The sequence below is a fragment of the Rhodococcus sp. PSi06 genome (assembly GCF_054960675.1).
In genome coordinates this window covers 78,748-94,709 of sequence record NZ_JBHNYO010000018.1, presented here as the reverse complement: position 1 = coordinate 94,709, position 15,962 = coordinate 78,748, and the positions used below count along the sequence as shown (strand labels likewise).

17 protein-coding genes are annotated in these 15,962 nt (G+C 63.3%); 11 read left to right on the top strand and 6 right to left on the bottom strand.

From position 1 onward, the window contains the following. The first annotated feature begins 54 nt into the window (after positions 1-54). Positions 55-930: a helix-turn-helix transcriptional regulator gene (locus ACFI9K_RS21785; RefSeq protein WP_462665426.1), complete on the top strand. Its 876-nt coding sequence runs from the start codon at positions 55-57 to the stop codon at positions 928-930. A gap of 573 nt (positions 931-1,503) precedes the next feature. Here the strand turns inward: ACFI9K_RS21785 and ACFI9K_RS21780 are convergent. Both ACFI9K_RS21780 and ACFI9K_RS21775 read right to left on the bottom strand, forming a co-directional pair. After that, complete coding sequence (locus tag ACFI9K_RS21780; protein ID WP_462665425.1) at positions 1,504-2,919, bottom strand: hypothetical protein; 1,416 nt, start codon at positions 2,917-2,919, stop codon at positions 1,504-1,506. A gap of 7 nt (positions 2,920-2,926) precedes the next feature. Next, entirely contained in the window at positions 2,927-3,145 is a 219-nt protein-coding gene (locus ACFI9K_RS21775; protein WP_462665424.1) for a hypothetical protein, read from the bottom strand. Between the two features lie 283 nt (positions 3,146-3,428). Between ACFI9K_RS21775 and ACFI9K_RS21770 the strand changes: the two genes are divergently transcribed. Beyond that, complete coding sequence (locus ACFI9K_RS21770; protein ID WP_462665423.1) at positions 3,429-4,202, top strand: 8-oxoguanine DNA glycosylase OGG fold protein; 774 nt, start codon at positions 3,429-3,431, stop codon at positions 4,200-4,202. Positions 4,203-4,255: 53 nt separating this feature from the next. On the opposite strand, the gene ACFI9K_RS21765 is transcribed toward ACFI9K_RS21770, so the two are convergent. Then, positions 4,256-4,690, bottom strand: a complete 435-nt coding sequence (locus ACFI9K_RS21765; RefSeq protein ID WP_462665422.1) for a GNAT family N-acetyltransferase — start codon at positions 4,688-4,690, stop codon at positions 4,256-4,258. 39 nt (positions 4,691-4,729) lie between these two features. After that, positions 4,730-5,326: a TetR/AcrR family transcriptional regulator gene (locus ACFI9K_RS21760; RefSeq protein ID WP_462665421.1), complete on the bottom strand. Its 597-nt coding sequence runs from the start codon at positions 5,324-5,326 to the stop codon at positions 4,730-4,732. 159 nt (positions 5,327-5,485) lie between these two features. Here ACFI9K_RS21760 and ACFI9K_RS21755 point away from each other — a divergent pair, with 159 nt between their 5' ends. After that, positions 5,486-6,589 carry a serine hydrolase gene (locus ACFI9K_RS21755; protein ID WP_462665419.1) on the top strand — a complete coding sequence of 368 codons (1,104 nt, stop codon included), beginning with the start codon at positions 5,486-5,488 and terminating at the stop codon, positions 6,587-6,589. Beyond that, positions 6,586-7,059, top strand: coding sequence for an ArsR/SmtB family transcription factor (locus ACFI9K_RS21750; protein ID WP_462665418.1), 474 nt, complete (start codon positions 6,586-6,588; stop codon positions 7,057-7,059). Before ACFI9K_RS21755 ends, ACFI9K_RS21750 begins: the two co-directional genes overlap by 4 nt. 12 nt (positions 7,060-7,071) lie before the next feature. On the opposite strand, the gene ACFI9K_RS21745 is transcribed toward ACFI9K_RS21750, so the two are convergent. Continuing rightward, the gene (locus ACFI9K_RS21745; RefSeq protein ID WP_462665417.1) at positions 7,072-7,599 is read right to left on the bottom strand and encodes a hypothetical protein; all 528 of its coding nucleotides are present in this window, start codon (positions 7,597-7,599) and stop codon (positions 7,072-7,074) included. A 263-nt stretch (positions 7,600-7,862) separates the two neighbouring features. On the opposite strand from ACFI9K_RS21745, the gene ACFI9K_RS21740 reads away from it, so the two are divergent. Genes ACFI9K_RS21740 through ACFI9K_RS21730 form a run of 3 tightly spaced genes read left to right on the top strand, consistent with a single transcriptional unit; the run spans position 7,863 to position 9,819 of the window. Then, the gene (locus ACFI9K_RS21740; RefSeq protein WP_462665416.1) at positions 7,863-8,540 is read left to right on the top strand and encodes a hypothetical protein; all 678 of its coding nucleotides are present in this window, start codon (positions 7,863-7,865) and stop codon (positions 8,538-8,540) included. Between the two features lie 14 nt (positions 8,541-8,554). Beyond that, positions 8,555-9,187 carry a DUF6636 domain-containing protein gene (locus ACFI9K_RS21735; protein WP_462665415.1) on the top strand — a complete coding sequence of 211 codons (633 nt, stop codon included), beginning with the start codon at positions 8,555-8,557 and terminating at the stop codon, positions 9,185-9,187. Beyond that, positions 9,187-9,819, top strand: a complete 633-nt coding sequence (locus ACFI9K_RS21730; RefSeq protein WP_462665414.1) for a DUF6636 domain-containing protein — start codon at positions 9,187-9,189, stop codon at positions 9,817-9,819. Before ACFI9K_RS21735 ends, ACFI9K_RS21730 begins: the two co-directional genes overlap by 1 nt. Here the strand turns inward: ACFI9K_RS21730 and ACFI9K_RS21725 are convergent, their stop codons facing one another. Beyond that, entirely contained in the window at positions 9,820-11,745 is a 1,926-nt protein-coding gene (locus ACFI9K_RS21725) for a flavin-containing monooxygenase (protein WP_462665413.1), read from the bottom strand. A 184-nt stretch (positions 11,746-11,929) separates the two neighbouring features. On the opposite strand from ACFI9K_RS21725, the gene ACFI9K_RS21720 reads away from it, so the two are divergent. The 4 genes from ACFI9K_RS21720 to ACFI9K_RS21705 are packed head-to-tail and all read left to right on the top strand — an operon-like array spanning position 11,930 to position 15,928. After that, a complete protein-coding gene (locus tag ACFI9K_RS21720) occupies positions 11,930-12,592 on the top strand; it encodes a nitroreductase family protein (RefSeq protein ID WP_027497814.1) in 663 nt (220 codons plus the stop codon). A gap of 27 nt (positions 12,593-12,619) precedes the next feature. After that, positions 12,620-14,182, top strand: coding sequence for a class I adenylate-forming enzyme family protein (locus ACFI9K_RS21715; RefSeq protein ID WP_462665412.1), 1,563 nt, complete (start codon positions 12,620-12,622; stop codon positions 14,180-14,182). Then, the gene (locus tag ACFI9K_RS21710) at positions 14,179-14,805 is read left to right on the top strand and encodes a TetR/AcrR family transcriptional regulator (protein WP_462665411.1); all 627 of its coding nucleotides are present in this window, start codon (positions 14,179-14,181) and stop codon (positions 14,803-14,805) included. Before ACFI9K_RS21715 ends, ACFI9K_RS21710 begins: the two co-directional genes overlap by 4 nt. Beyond that, positions 14,795-15,928, top strand: a complete 1,134-nt coding sequence (locus tag ACFI9K_RS21705) for a serine hydrolase domain-containing protein (protein WP_462665410.1) — start codon at positions 14,795-14,797, stop codon at positions 15,926-15,928. Before ACFI9K_RS21710 ends, ACFI9K_RS21705 begins: the two co-directional genes overlap by 11 nt. Positions 15,929-15,962 lie beyond the last annotated feature (34 nt).

Sequence of the window (15,962 nt, the reverse complement as noted above, 5' to 3'; positions counted from 1 at the left end):
ACAGGCACAAACGGTACTAGGGTCCGACGCTCGACTCGGGGCACAATCGAACTCATGGACAAGCAGGAACTCGGGGCGTTTCTCCGTAGTCGCCGCGAAAAGCTTCAACCGCAGGATGTCGGTCTTCCGTCCGGCCCTCGGCGCCGGACCCCGGGTCTTCGCCGTGAAGAAGTAGCCGTGCTCGCGCATATTTCGACGGAGTACTACGTGCGCCTCGAACAGGGCCGCGCACCACGCCCGTCGGCAGAAGTGCTGGCGGGCATCGCGGCTGCCCTGTGCCTCGGCGACACCGAGTCCGACCATCTGCACGCGCTGGCGGGCACCGCGCCCGCGAGATCAGGTGTGCACCGGCGCGATGTTCGGCCCAGCATTCTCACGCTCCTGGAACGGTTACCGCAGACCGCCGGCATCGTCATGTCGGCCGCGTTCGAGGTACTCGCCTGGAACGATCTCGCCGCAGTGCTCATGGAAGATTTCGGCATCCTGACCCCTCGTGATCGCAACCTTGCCCGCAAAGCGTTCCTCGGCACCGAGCAGCTGAGCGAGCGGCTCTACGGCATCTCCGACGACGTCCACTTTCGCCACAGCGTGGTCAACGAACTCCGCACCGCACTCACCCGCTATCCCACGGACGAGACCGTGTCCGGCCTCGTCGCCGAACTCCGCGACGGTAGCCCCGACTTCGCTCGACTGTGGGAACGACACGACGTTGCAGTCTCCCCCGCCCTGCGAAAGACCTTTCGGAACACACCCGTTGGAGAGATCACGGTCGACTGCGATTCGCTGAAGCTCGTCGAACTCGACCAGCACCTGATCCTGTACACCGCCGCTGTCGGCAACCCCGATGCCGACAAGTTGGCGCTACTGGCAATGATCGGACCGCAGGGAACTGATCACCGCGAGACACCAGCCGGGACCCGCACCGAGTGATGGCAGTCATGACGCATGAACTTGCTGCAGTTGCTGACGCCCTGACCTTAGTCAGAAATTTCGTTTTGCAGGTGGTGTACCACCCAACCGTCTGCCTGTTGCGCACAAACGCCACTGCGGCTAACTGCCGGTATCGAATGCCTAGATGACGCTAATTTGCAACGAGACTAGGGTGAACGCACAGCCTGTCTGCAGCGCTGACGGCACCGCACCTATGACCCGGATGCCCTCTACGACGGTTTCGATGAACCAAGATCTATCGAGCAAACTCTACTCAATCGTGGCGCTTCTGATTCCGTTGTCTGTGTGCGAACAATCGTACGATCGCCATCACCGTCGCAACTAGAGGCACGATGAGGTAACACAGACCAACAAAAACGATTGTGCCCCAAAGAAAGAAGCCCACCAGCGCCGTCGAGAAGTACTCGGAGAAGGGATGCTCGAAACCGTCCGTCGCGTATCCCGTCGTCAATGCGACAGCCACACTCGCGGCGGTCAAGACGTAACCGATTGGGACTGCCCACAATAGCGACACCAACCACAGGTGCAGGAAGTTGCTTCGAGACCGTGCCGTCATCGGCCACTCTCCACAATCTCGATCCTCGGCGGCGCGGACGGCGAGCCAAGGAGCGTACCGACTTCCGGTGCCAGACCTTGCTGAGAACCGGGGTACCCCATCTGACGGGGAGCCAGCGGCGGCTCCCCCACCTGCGGAACGTCCACCCCGATCTCGTTGTTCGGCCCTTGAACCAGATGGCTCATTGGTCCAAATTCGGAACCCGTCGCTTCATAGTTGGCTAGCGGCACGACGTTCCCATCGGGCTGATATTGGTAGATCTCGGCGGACGGAAACGTGCCGACAGTTCCGCCGGCCAGTACAGCGGACCCGCCGTGGCTCGGGTGAAGCGTCACATCGCCCTCAACACCAACACCGGCAAGCTTGCCCGCTACCGGCTGATAGGCGTCTGTTGCAAAATAATTGATTCTCACCGAACCGTCGGCGGCCTGTGCCACGCGGATCTGCGGATCGTCCGCAAGCGGCGGGTTCGGTCCGCTCGTTACGACTGTGGGATTCTGTCGCGCGACCACAACACCATTCTCGTAGTCCACATACACCGAAACCCGAGATTGACCTGCGCCAGCATACGGGTCGGGCCCCCGGTTATCGCCAGCATTGTTCGGAAAGGCTCGGCCGTCCAGAATGTCAGCTGGGTTTACAGTGAAATTCTGCGCCTGTTCACCCGGAATATAGAGATTGGTTCGCACCATTCCGTATCCCTCTCGCGGTTCGATCGTTCCGACGACGACGTTCGACTCTGCGCCCATATTCACTGCCAGATGCGTTTGCGGATCGAGCGCTTCCGCCATTCGCCAGTCATTCACGCTGATGGGATCCCGGGCGTAAACCTGACGGAATGCATTGATCTGAGTTCGGTTCCGATCGAGGCTGTCGGAGGCTCCCGCGTCGACCGAACTCGGGGCCGCTTGATCCAAGAATCCACCACTGATAGCTGTCGCCAAGTTCCGGTCGATCCGGTCCGCTGTGGAGAGAATGTCGTTGATCCTGCCTTGGAGATCACGAACCAGTCGATAGTACTGGGCCTTTTCTTCCTGCATCCAACCCTGCATCCTGGGCGGATCTGGGTCGAATACCCGAGCCGTCAGCTGGTCGACCGCGAGCGTCGCCGCGGAGAGATCATCCCGTACCGACGCAAGGTCATCCTTGACCGATCTAACATCTGCTACTGCGGTGACCACGGCCTCCCGGATGTCGTGAACGAATCCGCCCGTCTCAGCGATAGCTCGGCTCATCGATTCCAATGTCCTGTGGGAAGCATCCGACGCGTCACCCTCCCAGCTCGGAACGAGGACTCGACCGTCAAGCGAGGCTTTCAGATCGTCGCAGTGCTGCGACACTTCGCTGCAAACCCTTGCGAACAGCTCCAACTCGACTACGTTCCATCGATCGATATCGTCGATTGTCAGCACTCGGTGCCTACTCAGGATTCGACATAGTAGAAGCCCGCAGCACCGTCGATGCCGAGTCGGACTCCTGCTGCTCGTACGATCGCGCAGCGTCGGCAATGTTGGCCGAATGCAGGTTGATCTGGACCGACACGCTGTTGGTCCAGCTCTGCATCCGAGTCAAAAAGTCCGCGGTGGCCGCACCAGAACTACCCACCAGCCCGTTGGCCAAGGCGCCCTCGACTGTCACCCGCGCATGCTCCATGAAGTCGTCATGGTCCGCAGCTATAGCCGCCAATCGAACCGCACCTGAATACAACTCATCTGGATCGCAAGCAAAGTCAGTCATTGTCTCCCCCGAGGCTTGTGGACACAACATACAGCAACGGAGGCACGGCCCCCCGGGACCTGCGTGAGCCGCTTGAGACATTTGGCGGGCGCGTGCGCGCCAAAGGAGGAGCCGGTGCAGTTCCTTATTTCCCGAGCCCCGAAAGCTGATCGAATGTGTCGGTACCTGATGCTTCGATGGCGGTATGTCACGACTCGACGAGGGGTTCCCGCCGCCCACGGCCTGTGTGCAGTGGTGTCAGCACCGCAGCTACGACCTGCACGTCCTCGACGACGGTGTCGAGGTGGACCTCGATTGGTGGAACGGCCACCTCGACCGAGCAGGCCACGATTTGCGACTGCGCGGCCGCAATCTCGACGGCGAAATCGTCGAGTACGGCGGTGCCACCGTGCAGCGCAACGATTTGCGGATCGGCAGCGATCTGACTGTAGGCGAACATGATTCGCTCGGACTGCTGTTTCTCTGCGCAGCGTGGCAGGGCAGCCATCGGCACCGCAGGGCGATGCGGCGATTCCCGGACCTCATGAACCCGCACCTCAGCCGTCCCGACGAGAACCCCGTCGCCAAGACTCTCACTGTGCTCGACAGCTGCGTCCGCAACCGCGCAGTGCCCGACCATCCGAACTCGACCTGGTCCGGCTGGCCCGACGCACCCGGCGTCGGAATGTCCCTCATGGCCACGTTCCTATGGGCGGTGAAGGCGTCGGTCTACGGCGGGCCGGCGCAGCTGATCGACCAATACGGAGTCTCGACCCTCATCCACGAAGGGTGGCTCGAAGACCCGTCCGTCACCGGATTCACTCGTCGCCGCTACGACCGCTACGTCGAACTCATCACCGCATGGGCCACCGACATCGGTACCAGCCCCGAGCTCGTCGAAATGTGGCTCGTGCAGCGCTGGAGCGCCCGACTCAACGAAGCGCGACACGGTCGCTACACCGCACCCACGTTGTTCTGAAACGCTCGAAATATCATTGCAGCTCAACGGTATTGATCAGAACTGGAGAGGGTTCAACATCCGCTCGTCACCATGCGCACGTGCGGGATTCCAGCGTCCAGGTAGTTCTCGCCCACGCGAACGAATCCGAAGCGGCCGTACCACTCTTCGAGGTGCGCCTGAGCGGAGAGTTCGACAACCCCGGGGTATGCCGCCTGCGCCGCCTTCACGAGTTCTCCGGCGTAGCCCTTACCCCGTGCACTGAGGGCGGTCGCGACTCGGCCGATGTGAATGGTGTCGTCGACGAGGACTCGAATGGTCGCCAGCACCTCACCGTCGTCGTCCTGCATCCAGAACAACTCCGTCGTCGGAAGCAGGTCCGCGCCATCGAGTTCGATGTCGTCAACGATGCCCTGCTCGTGCACAAATACCGCGACCCGAAGCGCCATGATGCGATACAGGGTGTTCTGGTCGACGCGTGCCAGCGGAGCGTGATGGAGAGTGGGCATGGGGGTCCGTTCTGTCGAAGGTTGGGACAAGGTCACCGATCAGTGGCGGGCACTGCGGTCGACCACGTTGGCGATCGTGCGCTGAGCCAGTCGTTTCTGCGTCGCCGGCGGATACGTCTCGGGATCGAGTACCGCCAGGACCACGATGCCTTCCACCGCGGTCGCAATCTGCAAGGCGTAGTCCGCGGCCTCGGCATCGGTGATGTGAGAGCCGAGGTCGGCAACGAGACCGGCTAGGCGAATGAGCCACTGACGCGTGTGGGTCACATGCGGGTTCCGCAGCTCGGCGTCCGCGATCGCTGCCGCCGCGAAGCCCGTGAAGATTCGAGCTTCGACAACGCGCTCGTCGTCGAGCGGAAGTACTGAGCAGACAACGGAATACAGCCGCTCCGCTGCGGAGTGTGTGCAACCGGTACCGGACTCGTCGGCGCGCGCTGCCGTGCGCTCGAAGAGGGTCTGTCGCGCATGCACCAACATTGCAGACCGGGAGCCGAAGCGGTGCATGATCAGACCGGTGGTGCAGCCCGCCCGAGTCGCGACCGCGCGCACCGTCGTCGCCTCGATTCCCAACTCCGCGATCGTGTCCCACACGGCCTGCGAAATGCGATGCCGCGGATCGTCCGCTTCGAGTGTCACTCGTTCCCACCTCCCCTCTCGCCGTAACACTTGTTACGGACGAGCGTAACAGGTGTTACGGCGAGCCATCTGCAGGACGCCACAGGAAGGGGTTGCCGAGACACACAATCCGATTTACTGTTATTCCGTAATTACGGAATAACAACCAAGGAGCTCGAGATGCGACGCCTTACCCTGGTTTCGGCAGCCTGCGCGACGGTCCTGTTGATGAGCGGATGCGCCTCCACCGACTCGGATAAAGCCGAGGCCGCCACCCCGACACCGGAGAACTGCGCACCTGTCACCTCGACCGACCTCGCCACCGAAGACGGGTGGATCGGACTGATCGATCAGGCACCCGACACCGTCGGCCTCGTGATCGACGACGGACGCGGCAGGACCGTCGAGCATCGGGCCGATCAGGAGCAGGTACTCGCATCGGCGATCAAGGTGGTGCATCTCGCCGCCTATGCCCAAGCCGTCGCGAACGGCGGCATCGACCCGAACGAGCAAGTGACGCTTTCGGATTGGGAGCGCTGGTACGTACCCAACACCGACGGCGGCGCGCATCCGAATGCCCTGAATCGCTTGGGAATCGCGAACACCGGCACCAATGCAACCGACCCCAATGCCACGGTCCGCATCGACGACATCGTCACGGCCATGATTCAAGAAAGCGACAACTCCGTCCCCGACTACCTCCGATACCGACTCGGCGACCAAGCAATCATCGACGCGGCCGCTACTGGAGGGTGGGAGAACTTCGAGGTGCCCAGCCTGGTGACGGACATCCTGTCGCTCTACGACCCCGCTCTCGCCGCCGGTGACCGGTGGGAGACCGCGCAGAAGTGGGCCTTCGACCCGCAGTTCCGCGCGCAACTGGAGACGTCGCTGCAACCGTCCACCCCCGAGGAGCAAGCCACCCGAGTGCAGAGCACCTTCCGCGGCGGTTCGGCCGCACAACTCAACGGCATGTATCGCGCCTTCACGGATGGAACCTTTGGCACCGCGTCGGATACCATTCTGCGCCAATTGGAATGGCAGCCCGCAGGGGACGACGTTCTCGGTGTCGGGTTCAAAGGCGGCAGCCTCGCGGGGGTGATCACTCAGGGATTCGAGCTACGGCGCACCGATGGAACGGTGGCGACCGCAGTGTGGCTGATCGATGGTCTTTCTGCCGACAGATTCGAGCAAGCGTATGCGGACGCCGGAGTACAGCAGCAACTCATCCTCGAGGCCATGCTCTCGTCGGACGTACTCGACCGGATAGCCTGCGTGGTGTGAGCGCAGAGTTCGAGTCGAGACTGGCAGAGCTGGAAGCTCGCGTCGCCGAGCTGGAACGACGCGACGCTCCCGAGCAGGTCGATGCCGCCCCGTCGACGGGCGGCATCGTCGCCTATCAGGGCGACGTGCACCTGCACGGCACGGTCCGTTGGGACATCAGCTACTCCGCCGACGCCATCATCGATCTGCCCATTGCCTCGATATCGGAAGTGCTTGCTGCATTGGGCCATCCGGTCCGGTTGCAGATCGTCCGAACGTTGCTGCGCGGTCCAGCGAACGCCGCGGATCTACATGCCGCAGTGGGGGTCGGCTCCTCGGGCCAGATCTACCACCATCTCAAGACGCTGAGCTCGGCGAACATCGTGGAGCAGCAGGGACGCGGTGACTACCGCATCGCCGCCAAACGGGTTGTGCCGCTCCTGGTTTCGATGCTTACCGCCGCCGACATCGCGGGAGACCTCGGCACCTGAGGCCTTACCCGATCAGGGAACCAGCACTATGCCGGCACCGGGGAGAAGAGTGTCGAGGTACGGCGAGCCCCACTCGGCACCGTACGAGTAGTCGCGAGAATGCGTCACCGTCACCACAACAGGCCCCGAACCGGTGTTCGCCACCACCTCGAGTGGAAGGTACTGCTTACTGAAAGAGTTGTCCGCCGGAGGCGTCGGATCGTCCTGCCAATGCCGTAGATCGGCGGCGCCCGTCGCACCGGTCGCGAGGTTTCGCCAGTTCAGATTTAGGTACCGGTAGGGATACTGATCGGCGAACGGGGCAATGTTCGCGGCCGAGAAGCGGGCGACACCGGGCTCGTCGCCCACAATGGCCTTCATCGGAATGGTCTGGAACAGGCCACCGGGGACGGCTCCTGGGGCTATCTGGAATCCGGTCACGATGGGAACCTGGAGGTTTGTCACCTGAGGGGCGGCCGCTGCCGTACCCATTCCGATCCCGAGCGCAAGGGGAACGGTCAGTGCCGTTGCTACTACCGCTCGCCGCAATGACTTTCGCATGCTGCATACCTTTCGTCTAAGTCGCACAGGGTGATTCCGAGTTGTACCAGAATCGGCTCCCAGCGCTCCAGGTTGAAGCTGAAACATCAACTGGCTGTTGAGTGTTTGTTGCCTTCACCCTCTCAGGCGAAATGTCCGTTGTTCCATCCGTATACCGATTCGTGACGGGGTCGTGACCCGACGGACGTTAACAGACCGATCGGACCGTTCGATTTACCTGCCAAGAGGTGATGCACTCTGCAGCCACCGGTGAGGACGAACGAATGAGGCAAGTCCGCAACATCGTGGCCATGTGTGCCCTGGTCGCCGCTACCACCCTGACCCTCACGGCCTGCGGGTCCGAGGGACCGACCAGCACCGATGCAGCGGCGGTCACCAGCGCCGCTCCCGCTCCGTCAGCGGGTAGCTCTCCCGAGATGGGCGGCGGCACGGAGGCGGAGGGACCGGCGGTCGAGACTCCCGAGGTCGTGACCCCGGCACCCGAGCAGCCCACCGAAGCGGGACCTGCTGCCGTTCCACCTGCCCCGAACCGCGACGACGTCAACGTCGACGCACGCGACTTCGAGGTAGACGGTGGCCAGTACTTCTTCCAATCCCCCAGCGGGAATGTGTTCTGCGCATTCAATTCGTCCAACGCTCCCGGAACGATCGTGGGCTGCCAGGTGCGCTACTCGGTACCGGGCAACACCGGGCGCGAGTGCGCGAATACGGCAAACAACACCTACGGGGTGAAGATCAACCAGGACGGGACCGTCGAACAGATCTGCACCAACCAGGGGATTTTCGTCGGCGATCCGAACAATGGCGACGTCCCGATACTCCAGTACGGCCAGGTCATCGGAGTGACAGGTAACTTCTGCCGGTCCACCGAAGCCGGCATTACCTGCTACGACGGCGACAGAGGCTTCATGATCTCCCGCGACGTCAACATCGCTTTCTGATGAAGGAGCTCCGAATGATCCGAAGAAGTGCTCTACTCGCGTCCACTGCTGCCCTCGCTTTCGCGCTGACCGCCTGCGGCGGCGAGGAGGCCCCCGCGGCTGCACCGACCCCCGCCTCCAACGCCGCATCAGCAATTCCTGCTCCACCGCAAGTGACCATCGCCAATCCCCCGGTCGACACCACGGACACTGCCGCGCCGGAGACCGCGGATTCATCGCAGAGCAACCCGAATCCGGTGAACAACACGGCACCGATCACTCCCGTCGACCCGGCCCGCTACACCGCATACGGCAACGAGGTGGGGTGGAAGTCGCCCTCGGGCAAGATCTACTGCAAGATCGGCTCTTCCGAATTCGGGTCCGGTTGCCAGTCAGGAGATGCTCCGGTACCGGACGGCGCGAACTGCGTCACCCCGTCGTTCACTATCGACCAACTGAGCAAAGGCTTCTACATGACGCCGGGCAAGGTGACGCCGACCTGCTTCAACCAAGGCCAATTCGGAGTCGAGAACGCGCAGACGTTGGAATACAACACCTCCATCACGTTCAATGGGATGACGTGCTTCTCCCGCGTCGAAGCAATGATCTGCGACGCCGGCGGCGGGCATGGCTTCGTGTTGTCGATGCAGCAAGCGACGTCCAACTGATGACGGGACACAGCAGTCGCGCGGCCCTCGTCGCCATCGCGTTCATTGGTGTACTTCTGACGGGATGCAGTAGCTCGGACGAACCGACAGATGCGATGCCGTCGGTCATTCCCACCGTCGTCGCGGGTGCGCCGGCGACATCGACCGAGGCGGGACCACAAGTGACGGCGGCTCCGCAACCGGGCGGCATCGCATCCGAGACCGATTCTGTGACAACACCATCGGTCGACGCCGCGCCGATCACTCCCGTCGACCCGGCCCTATATGCCGCCGTCAACGACGAGGTCGGGTGGAAATCACCGTCGGGCAACATCTACTGCAAGCTCGGCTCCACCGCGTTCTCGTCCGGATGCCAAGCTACGGACGCACCGGTACCCGACGGCGCGGACTGCGACAAGCCACCGTTCTCGGCCGACGAGATGAGCAAGGGCTTCTTCCTGGACCCGGGCAAGGTCACCCCGATGTGCTTCAACCAAGGCGCTTTCGGGGTCGAGAACGCGCAATCGCTGGACTACAACACATCGATCTCGCACCTCGGCTACACCTGCTACTCCCGAGTCGACGCAATGGTCTGCGACGCGGGCGGCGGGCACGGCTTCGTGTTGTCGATGCAGCAGGCGACGTCCAACTGATCAGCGAGCCTCATCCCGTCGAGGCTCCATGACGAAGTCGTCCAGATCGGCTCGCCGCGTCATCTCCCAGTAATCGACGATGCGCCACGGCAACGTCGAGACCACCCGTCCGGCGTCGTTGCGGTACCAGTTGTCCATGCCGCCGTGCGACCAGATCATCTTCGCGTGCGCCTCGTCGTGCTTGCGGACGTACTCCGCTTCCACATCGGTCTTGCACTCGATAGCTCCGATTCGCTTGTCCACCATGTCAGTCAAAACATCGACGATGTAGCGCACCTGGCATTCGGCGATGGTGATGTAACTGCCTCCGTGACCCAATACCGTTCCGGGACCGCAGGTGATGAAGAAGTTCGGGAAGTCCGGGACAGTGATGCCGAGATACGCGTGCGCGTCCTCCGGGCCCCAGATATTGCGGATGGACTCACCCGATCGTCCGCGCACGTCGATCGGCGTCAACAGCTTGTGGGTTTCGAAGCCCGTCGCGAGAATCACCACATCGACCTCGGTCTCCGAACCATCGCGCGCAACAACCGAATTCGAGGTGATGGACGCGACGGCGTCGGCGATGAGGGTGACGTTGTCGCGCTTGAGCGCGGCGTACCAACCGTTGTCGAGCAACATCCGCTTGCCGAAGGGCGGGTAGTCGGGAAGTGACTTCTCGATCAGGTCCGGCCGGCCTTCGAGCTCGGCTTCGATGTAGCGAGTGAACACGCGTCGATGGGCATCGTTCATCGGGTTGATCGAGCGCTGCGGATGCTCCCACTCAGGATCGACCTGCAGCGAGCTGTGCACACGATCGTTGAAGTTCCAGGCCAACCTGGTCCGGTACCACAATCGATACAACGGGACGACATCCATCAAGTAGTTGGCGTCGTCGCCCATCTCGGTGAAATACACGTCGCTCGACGACACCCACTGCGGCGACCGCTGGAATACCGTCGCATGCCCCACCGTCGACGCGATGGCCGGAAGCACCTGCATGGCACTGGCCCCGGTTCCGACGATGGCGACGCGCTTGCCGGTCAGGTCCAGATCGGCCGGCCAGTTCGCGGTGTGGAAGATGGGGCCGTCGAACGATTCGAGCCCGGGAATGTGGGGCACCTTCGGTCGATTGAGCTGACCGGTGGCGGTGATCACCACGTCGGCGGTCAGGATCTCACCATCGACCGTAGTGACCGTCCAGCCCTGCTGCTGCGCGTCGTACTCGGCGGTCGCCACCTCGGTGTCGAAGCGAATACGTTGCCGCAGATCGTGTTCGGACGCGACATCGCTGAGGTACTGCCACACCTCGTCACGCTTGCCGAAGTGCGTGCTCCAGGCCCGCGGCGCAAAGGAGTAGGAGTACAGGTGACTGGGGGTGTCGACGCCGGCACCGGGGTAGGTGTTCTCGAACCAGCCGCCGCCCACATCGGAGTTCTTTTCGAGCACGGTGTGACTGATGCCCGCCTCGTGCAACTTGATGGCGGCGAGCATCCCCGAGACGCCGGCACCGATGACGATGACCGACAGATCGTTCGGAGCCGCCACCGGAGTGTCCGCGGCGGTGAAGCCCATATCCTCGGCGACCATGACGCCGAAATCGGGAGGAACCTGCTCACCGACGGCCGCGCTGATCATCTCGACGAGGTGCTCCGAGCTAGGTGCGGGCACCGCCATGGGCGTGCCCTCGTGGAACGCGCAGATCGCGTCGAGCGCAGCGGCGCGGATGCGGTCGGCCACAGCGTCGTCGAACCCGCCCGTGTCGTTGTTGTCCATACCCCGACTACGGGTGGGGCGATACGGATCGGTGAGCCACGTACGGTCTCCGGTCAACTGATAGAGCACCGCCACCAGCGTCGGCAGATTCGCCGCGGTGAGTGCCCGCGCGAGCCGATCCCGATCCACCCCATCCACGGTCTCCGCTGCCGTTGCTGCATCTGTGGACACCGGTTACCTCCTGTTGCGTGCTGCTCTATCCGACTCCGATAGCTCAACTAACCATGGTTAGGCAATTTCGCGCAAGGGATTCGCGGTCTCGATATTCACAGCTTCTCAGCCCTTGACAATGTGGCCCACGCCACACAATGCTTCAGGGCACTACCTAACAGCGGACAGGCGAAGGGATACACCCATGGAACTCACCGAGGCGATGCGCACCACCGGCACCTGCAGGCGGTACCTCAGCGATCCTGTTCCCGACGAGGTGTTCAAAGCCGCGTTCGACGTCGCGCGCTTCGGCCCGCAGGGCGGCAATCGTCAGCCGGTGCGGTGGATCGTCGTGCGTGACGCCGCCCGCAAGCAGGCCCTTGCCGATCTCTACCTCCCGATGTGGGACGCCTACTTCGCCGGCATCACCGGCGGAACCGTCGCCGTCGGCGCACTGCCCAAGACCGTGCAGGACGCCGATTACTTCGCCCGCCACCTCCACGAGGTGCCCGCCATCGTGGTGGTCTGCGCCGCGCTGGACGGACTGCACCCCACCGATCACGAACTCGGCCGACTCTCCGTCGTCGGCGGCGCGTCCATCTACCCCACCGTGCAGAACCTGTGCCTGAGCCTGCGCGATCAGGGCGTTGCGACTGCTGTGACCACTCTCCTGTGCCACGAGGAGCCGGCCATTCGAGAATTGCTCGGCATCCCGGACGACTACATCACCGCCGCGCACATCGCCGTCGGGTACCCGGAGAAGTCGTTCCCGCGCAAGCTCACCCGTGATCCGGTGGAGCAGATCGTGGCGGCAGAGACGTTCTCGCAGCCGATGTTCGACTCCGCAGCACTCTCCCCTGCCCTCTGAACCACGTACCCATCTCAGGAGTCCGCCGTGCCCGGTACCGCCACCCACCACCGTTCCCCCATCGGCCGCGCCACCATCGGCGATCAACTGCGTCGCCATGCGCGGACGCAGCCGAACAAGGTCGCGTTCATCAGCTACGCGGCGGACGGCACCCGTGAGGTCACCACCTACGGCGAACTCGATTCTCGCGCAAACCAGTTCGCCAACCTGCTGGTCGATCTCGGGGTGACAGCAGGTGACCGCGTCGCATCGATGGCTCGCAACAGCGTCGACGTGGTGGTGGCGTACTACGGCACGCTCAAAGCCGGAGCGGCCTTCACCGGCATCAACGTGATGTATCGCGCAGCCGAGGTGAAGCACCAACTCGAACACGCGGAACCGACTGTGGTGGTGGCCGATCCGGCCTTCGTCGAGATCATCTCCTCGGTGAAGCCGGACACCACCACCCTGGTGACGTTCGGCTCCGAATATGCCGCGCTGACGGCGAACACTCCGTCCACCGAGCCGAACGTCGAGATCGACGAGAACGACGTCGCGATGGTCATCTACACCTCCGGGACGGAAGCGGCGCCCAAGGGCGTCATGATTCCGCACCGCAACTTCCTGATCTCCACTGCGCCCGCGTGGAGCTGGGGTCTGCGCACCGGACCGGAGGACACCTGGCTGTTCGTCATGCCCTTCCACACCATCGCCGGGCTCGGCTCGATGACCACCCTCACGCTGATGGGCGCGACCCTGGTGCTGCCCGCAACGGTCGATCCTGCTCAGTCGCTGCGCATCATCGCCGCCGAGAAGATCTCCGTCATCGCGCAGACGCCGACGTTCTACCTGGCGCTGGCCCGTGACGGGCAATTCGGGCCCGAGGCCGTGAGCCAGGTACGGCGCTGCCTCACCTACGGTGGCCAGGTGTCACCACACACGATCAGCGCGTGGGCCGACGCCGCACCCGAGGCGATCTGGGGCACCTACTGGGGACAGTCGGAACTCTCCCAGCTGGGCTCGGTGGGCTGGTTCTCCACCCTCGACGACATCCCCGACGGGGACGCGTCGTGGATCGGCAAGCCCGTCACCCACCTCGAGATCAAGGTGGTGGACCCCGCGGGCAACGAGAGTGAGATCGGGGAATTGCTCTGTCGCACTCCGTCGGTGATGCTCGGCTACTTCAAGGACCCCGAACGCACCGCCGAGGTGTTCCGAGACGACTGGGTACACACCGGCGACATGGTGCGCATCGACACCGACGGCAACCTGTTCTTCTACGATCGGATGAAGGACATGATCAAGTCGGGAGGGATGAACGTGTCGTCGCAGGAAGTGGAACGCACCATCCACACGCATCCGGATGTGCTGCGCGCGGCCGTCGTCGGAGTACCCGACCCGTACTGGTCCGAGGCCGTCACCGCCTTCGTCATCGCCCGCGACGGGATGACCGCCGACCCAGCCGCGATCATCGAATACTGCCGCACCGAGTTGGCGTCGTACAAGGCACCGAAGTCGGTGCACATTGTGGCCGAACTGCCCGTCGACCCGCAGGGCAAGATCCTCAAGCGTGAACTGCGGCTGCTGGCGGCGGTCGAGGAAACGGTATGACGCAGCCGGCCGATGTGAGTCCACTGCCTCGTCAGGCTCGTACGCGTCAACGGCGAGAGGACATCGTCGCCAACGCCGCGAATATCTTTGCGCGTGAGGGTTACTCGAATGTGGGGATGCGCGATATCGCCGACGCCGTCGGCATCAAAGGTGCCAGCCTCTACCATCACTTCCCGTCCAAGGAAGACATCCTGTTCGCGATCTGCCTGACGGTGACGCAGGAACCGGCCGAGGAGAACCTGCCACTGCTCGACGCGGCCGGAACCCCCACCGAGCGCATGTCGTCATTGGTGCGCGCGCACCTGGTGCATCTGAATCGGCGACGGGTGGAGTACATCGTCGGCCTGCACGAGCTGGCCTCGCTCACCCCCGAGCACCGCACTGTTGTCGAGGATTATCGCCGTCAGTACCAACGACGCGTCCGAGACGTGATCACCGCGGGAATGCGGAGCGGCGAATTCACCGTTCCTGACGCACGATTGGCGTCCTTCGCCCTGACCGACATGCTCAACGGCATCAGCAACTGGTTCCACGACGGCGGCGAGCTGACCATCGAGGACGTCGCCGACAACTACGTCGAACTGGCCGTTCACCGCATCCTAGGAGCATCACATGGCGATTGACGGTCACTGCGACCCCGAGTTCTCAGCGGTGCGTGACGCGCTCGCAGCCAACCTCGACAGCGGCGAGGAACTCGGCGTGTCCATCGTCGTCGACATCGACGGCCACACCGCGGTCGACCTGTGGGGCGGCTATCGCGACACCGAGCGCAGCCTGCCGTGGGAGTCGGACACGATCACCAACGTGTGGTCGACGACGAAGATGGTGACGTGCCTGGCAGCGTTGATACTGATCGACCGTGGAGTGCTCGACCCCGACTCGCCGGTCGCGACATACTGGCCGGAGTTCGCAGCCGCAGGCAAGGAGAACATTCTGGTGCGGCATCTGTTGTCGCACACCTCTGGCGTCTCGGGCTGGGACCGGCCGTTCGGCGAAGAGGACCTCTACGACTGGGAACTGGCAACATCGCGTCTGGCTGCGCAGGCTCCGTGGTGGGATTCGCGCACGACGTCGGGCTATCACGCTGTCAGTCAGGGCCACCTGATCGGAGAAGTCGTCCGCCGCGTCACCGGAAAGTCGTTGCGGCAGTTCGTCGCCGACGAGATCGCCGGGCCGCTCGGTGCCGACTTCCAGATCGGTGCCGTCGAGGCCGACTGGAATCGGATCGCCGACGTCGTACCGCCGCCCCCACCGACCGATGATGCCGTGCCCGACCCGACGATGGTGCGTCGCAAAACATTTCTCGGACCGTTGGTGCAGGCTTCGTCCGCGAACACCGAGGTGTGGCGCGCCGCGGACATGGGTGCGGTGAACGGGCATGCCAACGCACGATCGGTCGCCAGAATCCTGTCGGTCATCTCCCGAGGCGGCACCGTGGACGGCATACGACTGCTGAGCCCGGAGACCATCGACACGATCTTCGAGGAGCAAACCAACGGAGTCGATCTGGCGCTGGGTATCCCGTTGCGCTTCGGTCTGGGCTTCGCTCTGCCTCAGCAGGAATCGATGCCCTACATCCCCGACGGCAAAATCTGCTTCTGGGGCGGTTGGGGCGGATCGCTGACGATTCTGCACCCGGAATCGAAGCTGACCATCTCGTACGTGATGAACCGAATGGGGCCCGGCATCATCGGTTCGGAGCGAGCCGAGCACTACGTGCGCGCGGTGTACGACGCCCTCGCCTGACTGCACTCAGCGGGTCCAGGGCGTGTCTGCTGGA

What these genes read in the sequence shown, in the direction of transcription:
- ACFI9K_RS21755 (WP_462665419.1), top strand. Translation starts at nt 5,486, where the DNA reads ATGCGACGCCTTACCCTGGTTTCGGCAGCCTGCGCGACGGTCCTGTTG.
- ACFI9K_RS21740 (WP_462665416.1), top strand. Translation starts at nt 7,863, where the DNA reads ATGAGGCAAGTCCGCAACATCGTGGCCATGTGTGCCCTGGTCGCCGCT.
- ACFI9K_RS21735 (WP_462665415.1), top strand. Translation starts at nt 8,555, where the DNA reads ATGATCCGAAGAAGTGCTCTACTCGCGTCCACTGCTGCCCTCGCTTTC.
- ACFI9K_RS21765 (WP_462665422.1), bottom strand. Translation starts at nt 4,690, where the DNA reads ATGCCCACTCTCCATCACGCTCCGCTGGCACGCGTCGACCAGAACACC.
- ACFI9K_RS21720 (WP_027497814.1), top strand. Translation starts at nt 11,930, where the DNA reads ATGGAACTCACCGAGGCGATGCGCACCACCGGCACCTGCAGGCGGTAC.
- ACFI9K_RS21770 (WP_462665423.1), top strand. Translation starts at nt 3,429, where the DNA reads ATGTCACGACTCGACGAGGGGTTCCCGCCGCCCACGGCCTGTGTGCAG.
- ACFI9K_RS21705 (WP_462665410.1), top strand. Translation starts at nt 14,795, where the DNA reads ATGGCGATTGACGGTCACTGCGACCCCGAGTTCTCAGCGGTGCGTGAC.
- ACFI9K_RS21745 (WP_462665417.1), bottom strand. Translation starts at nt 7,599, where the DNA reads ATGCGAAAGTCATTGCGGCGAGCGGTAGTAGCAACGGCACTGACCGTT.
- ACFI9K_RS21710 (WP_462665411.1), top strand. Translation starts at nt 14,179, where the DNA reads ATGACGCAGCCGGCCGATGTGAGTCCACTGCCTCGTCAGGCTCGTACG.
- ACFI9K_RS21730 (WP_462665414.1), top strand. Translation starts at nt 9,187, where the DNA reads ATGACGGGACACAGCAGTCGCGCGGCCCTCGTCGCCATCGCGTTCATT.
- ACFI9K_RS21785 (WP_462665426.1), top strand. Translation starts at nt 55, where the DNA reads ATGGACAAGCAGGAACTCGGGGCGTTTCTCCGTAGTCGCCGCGAAAAG.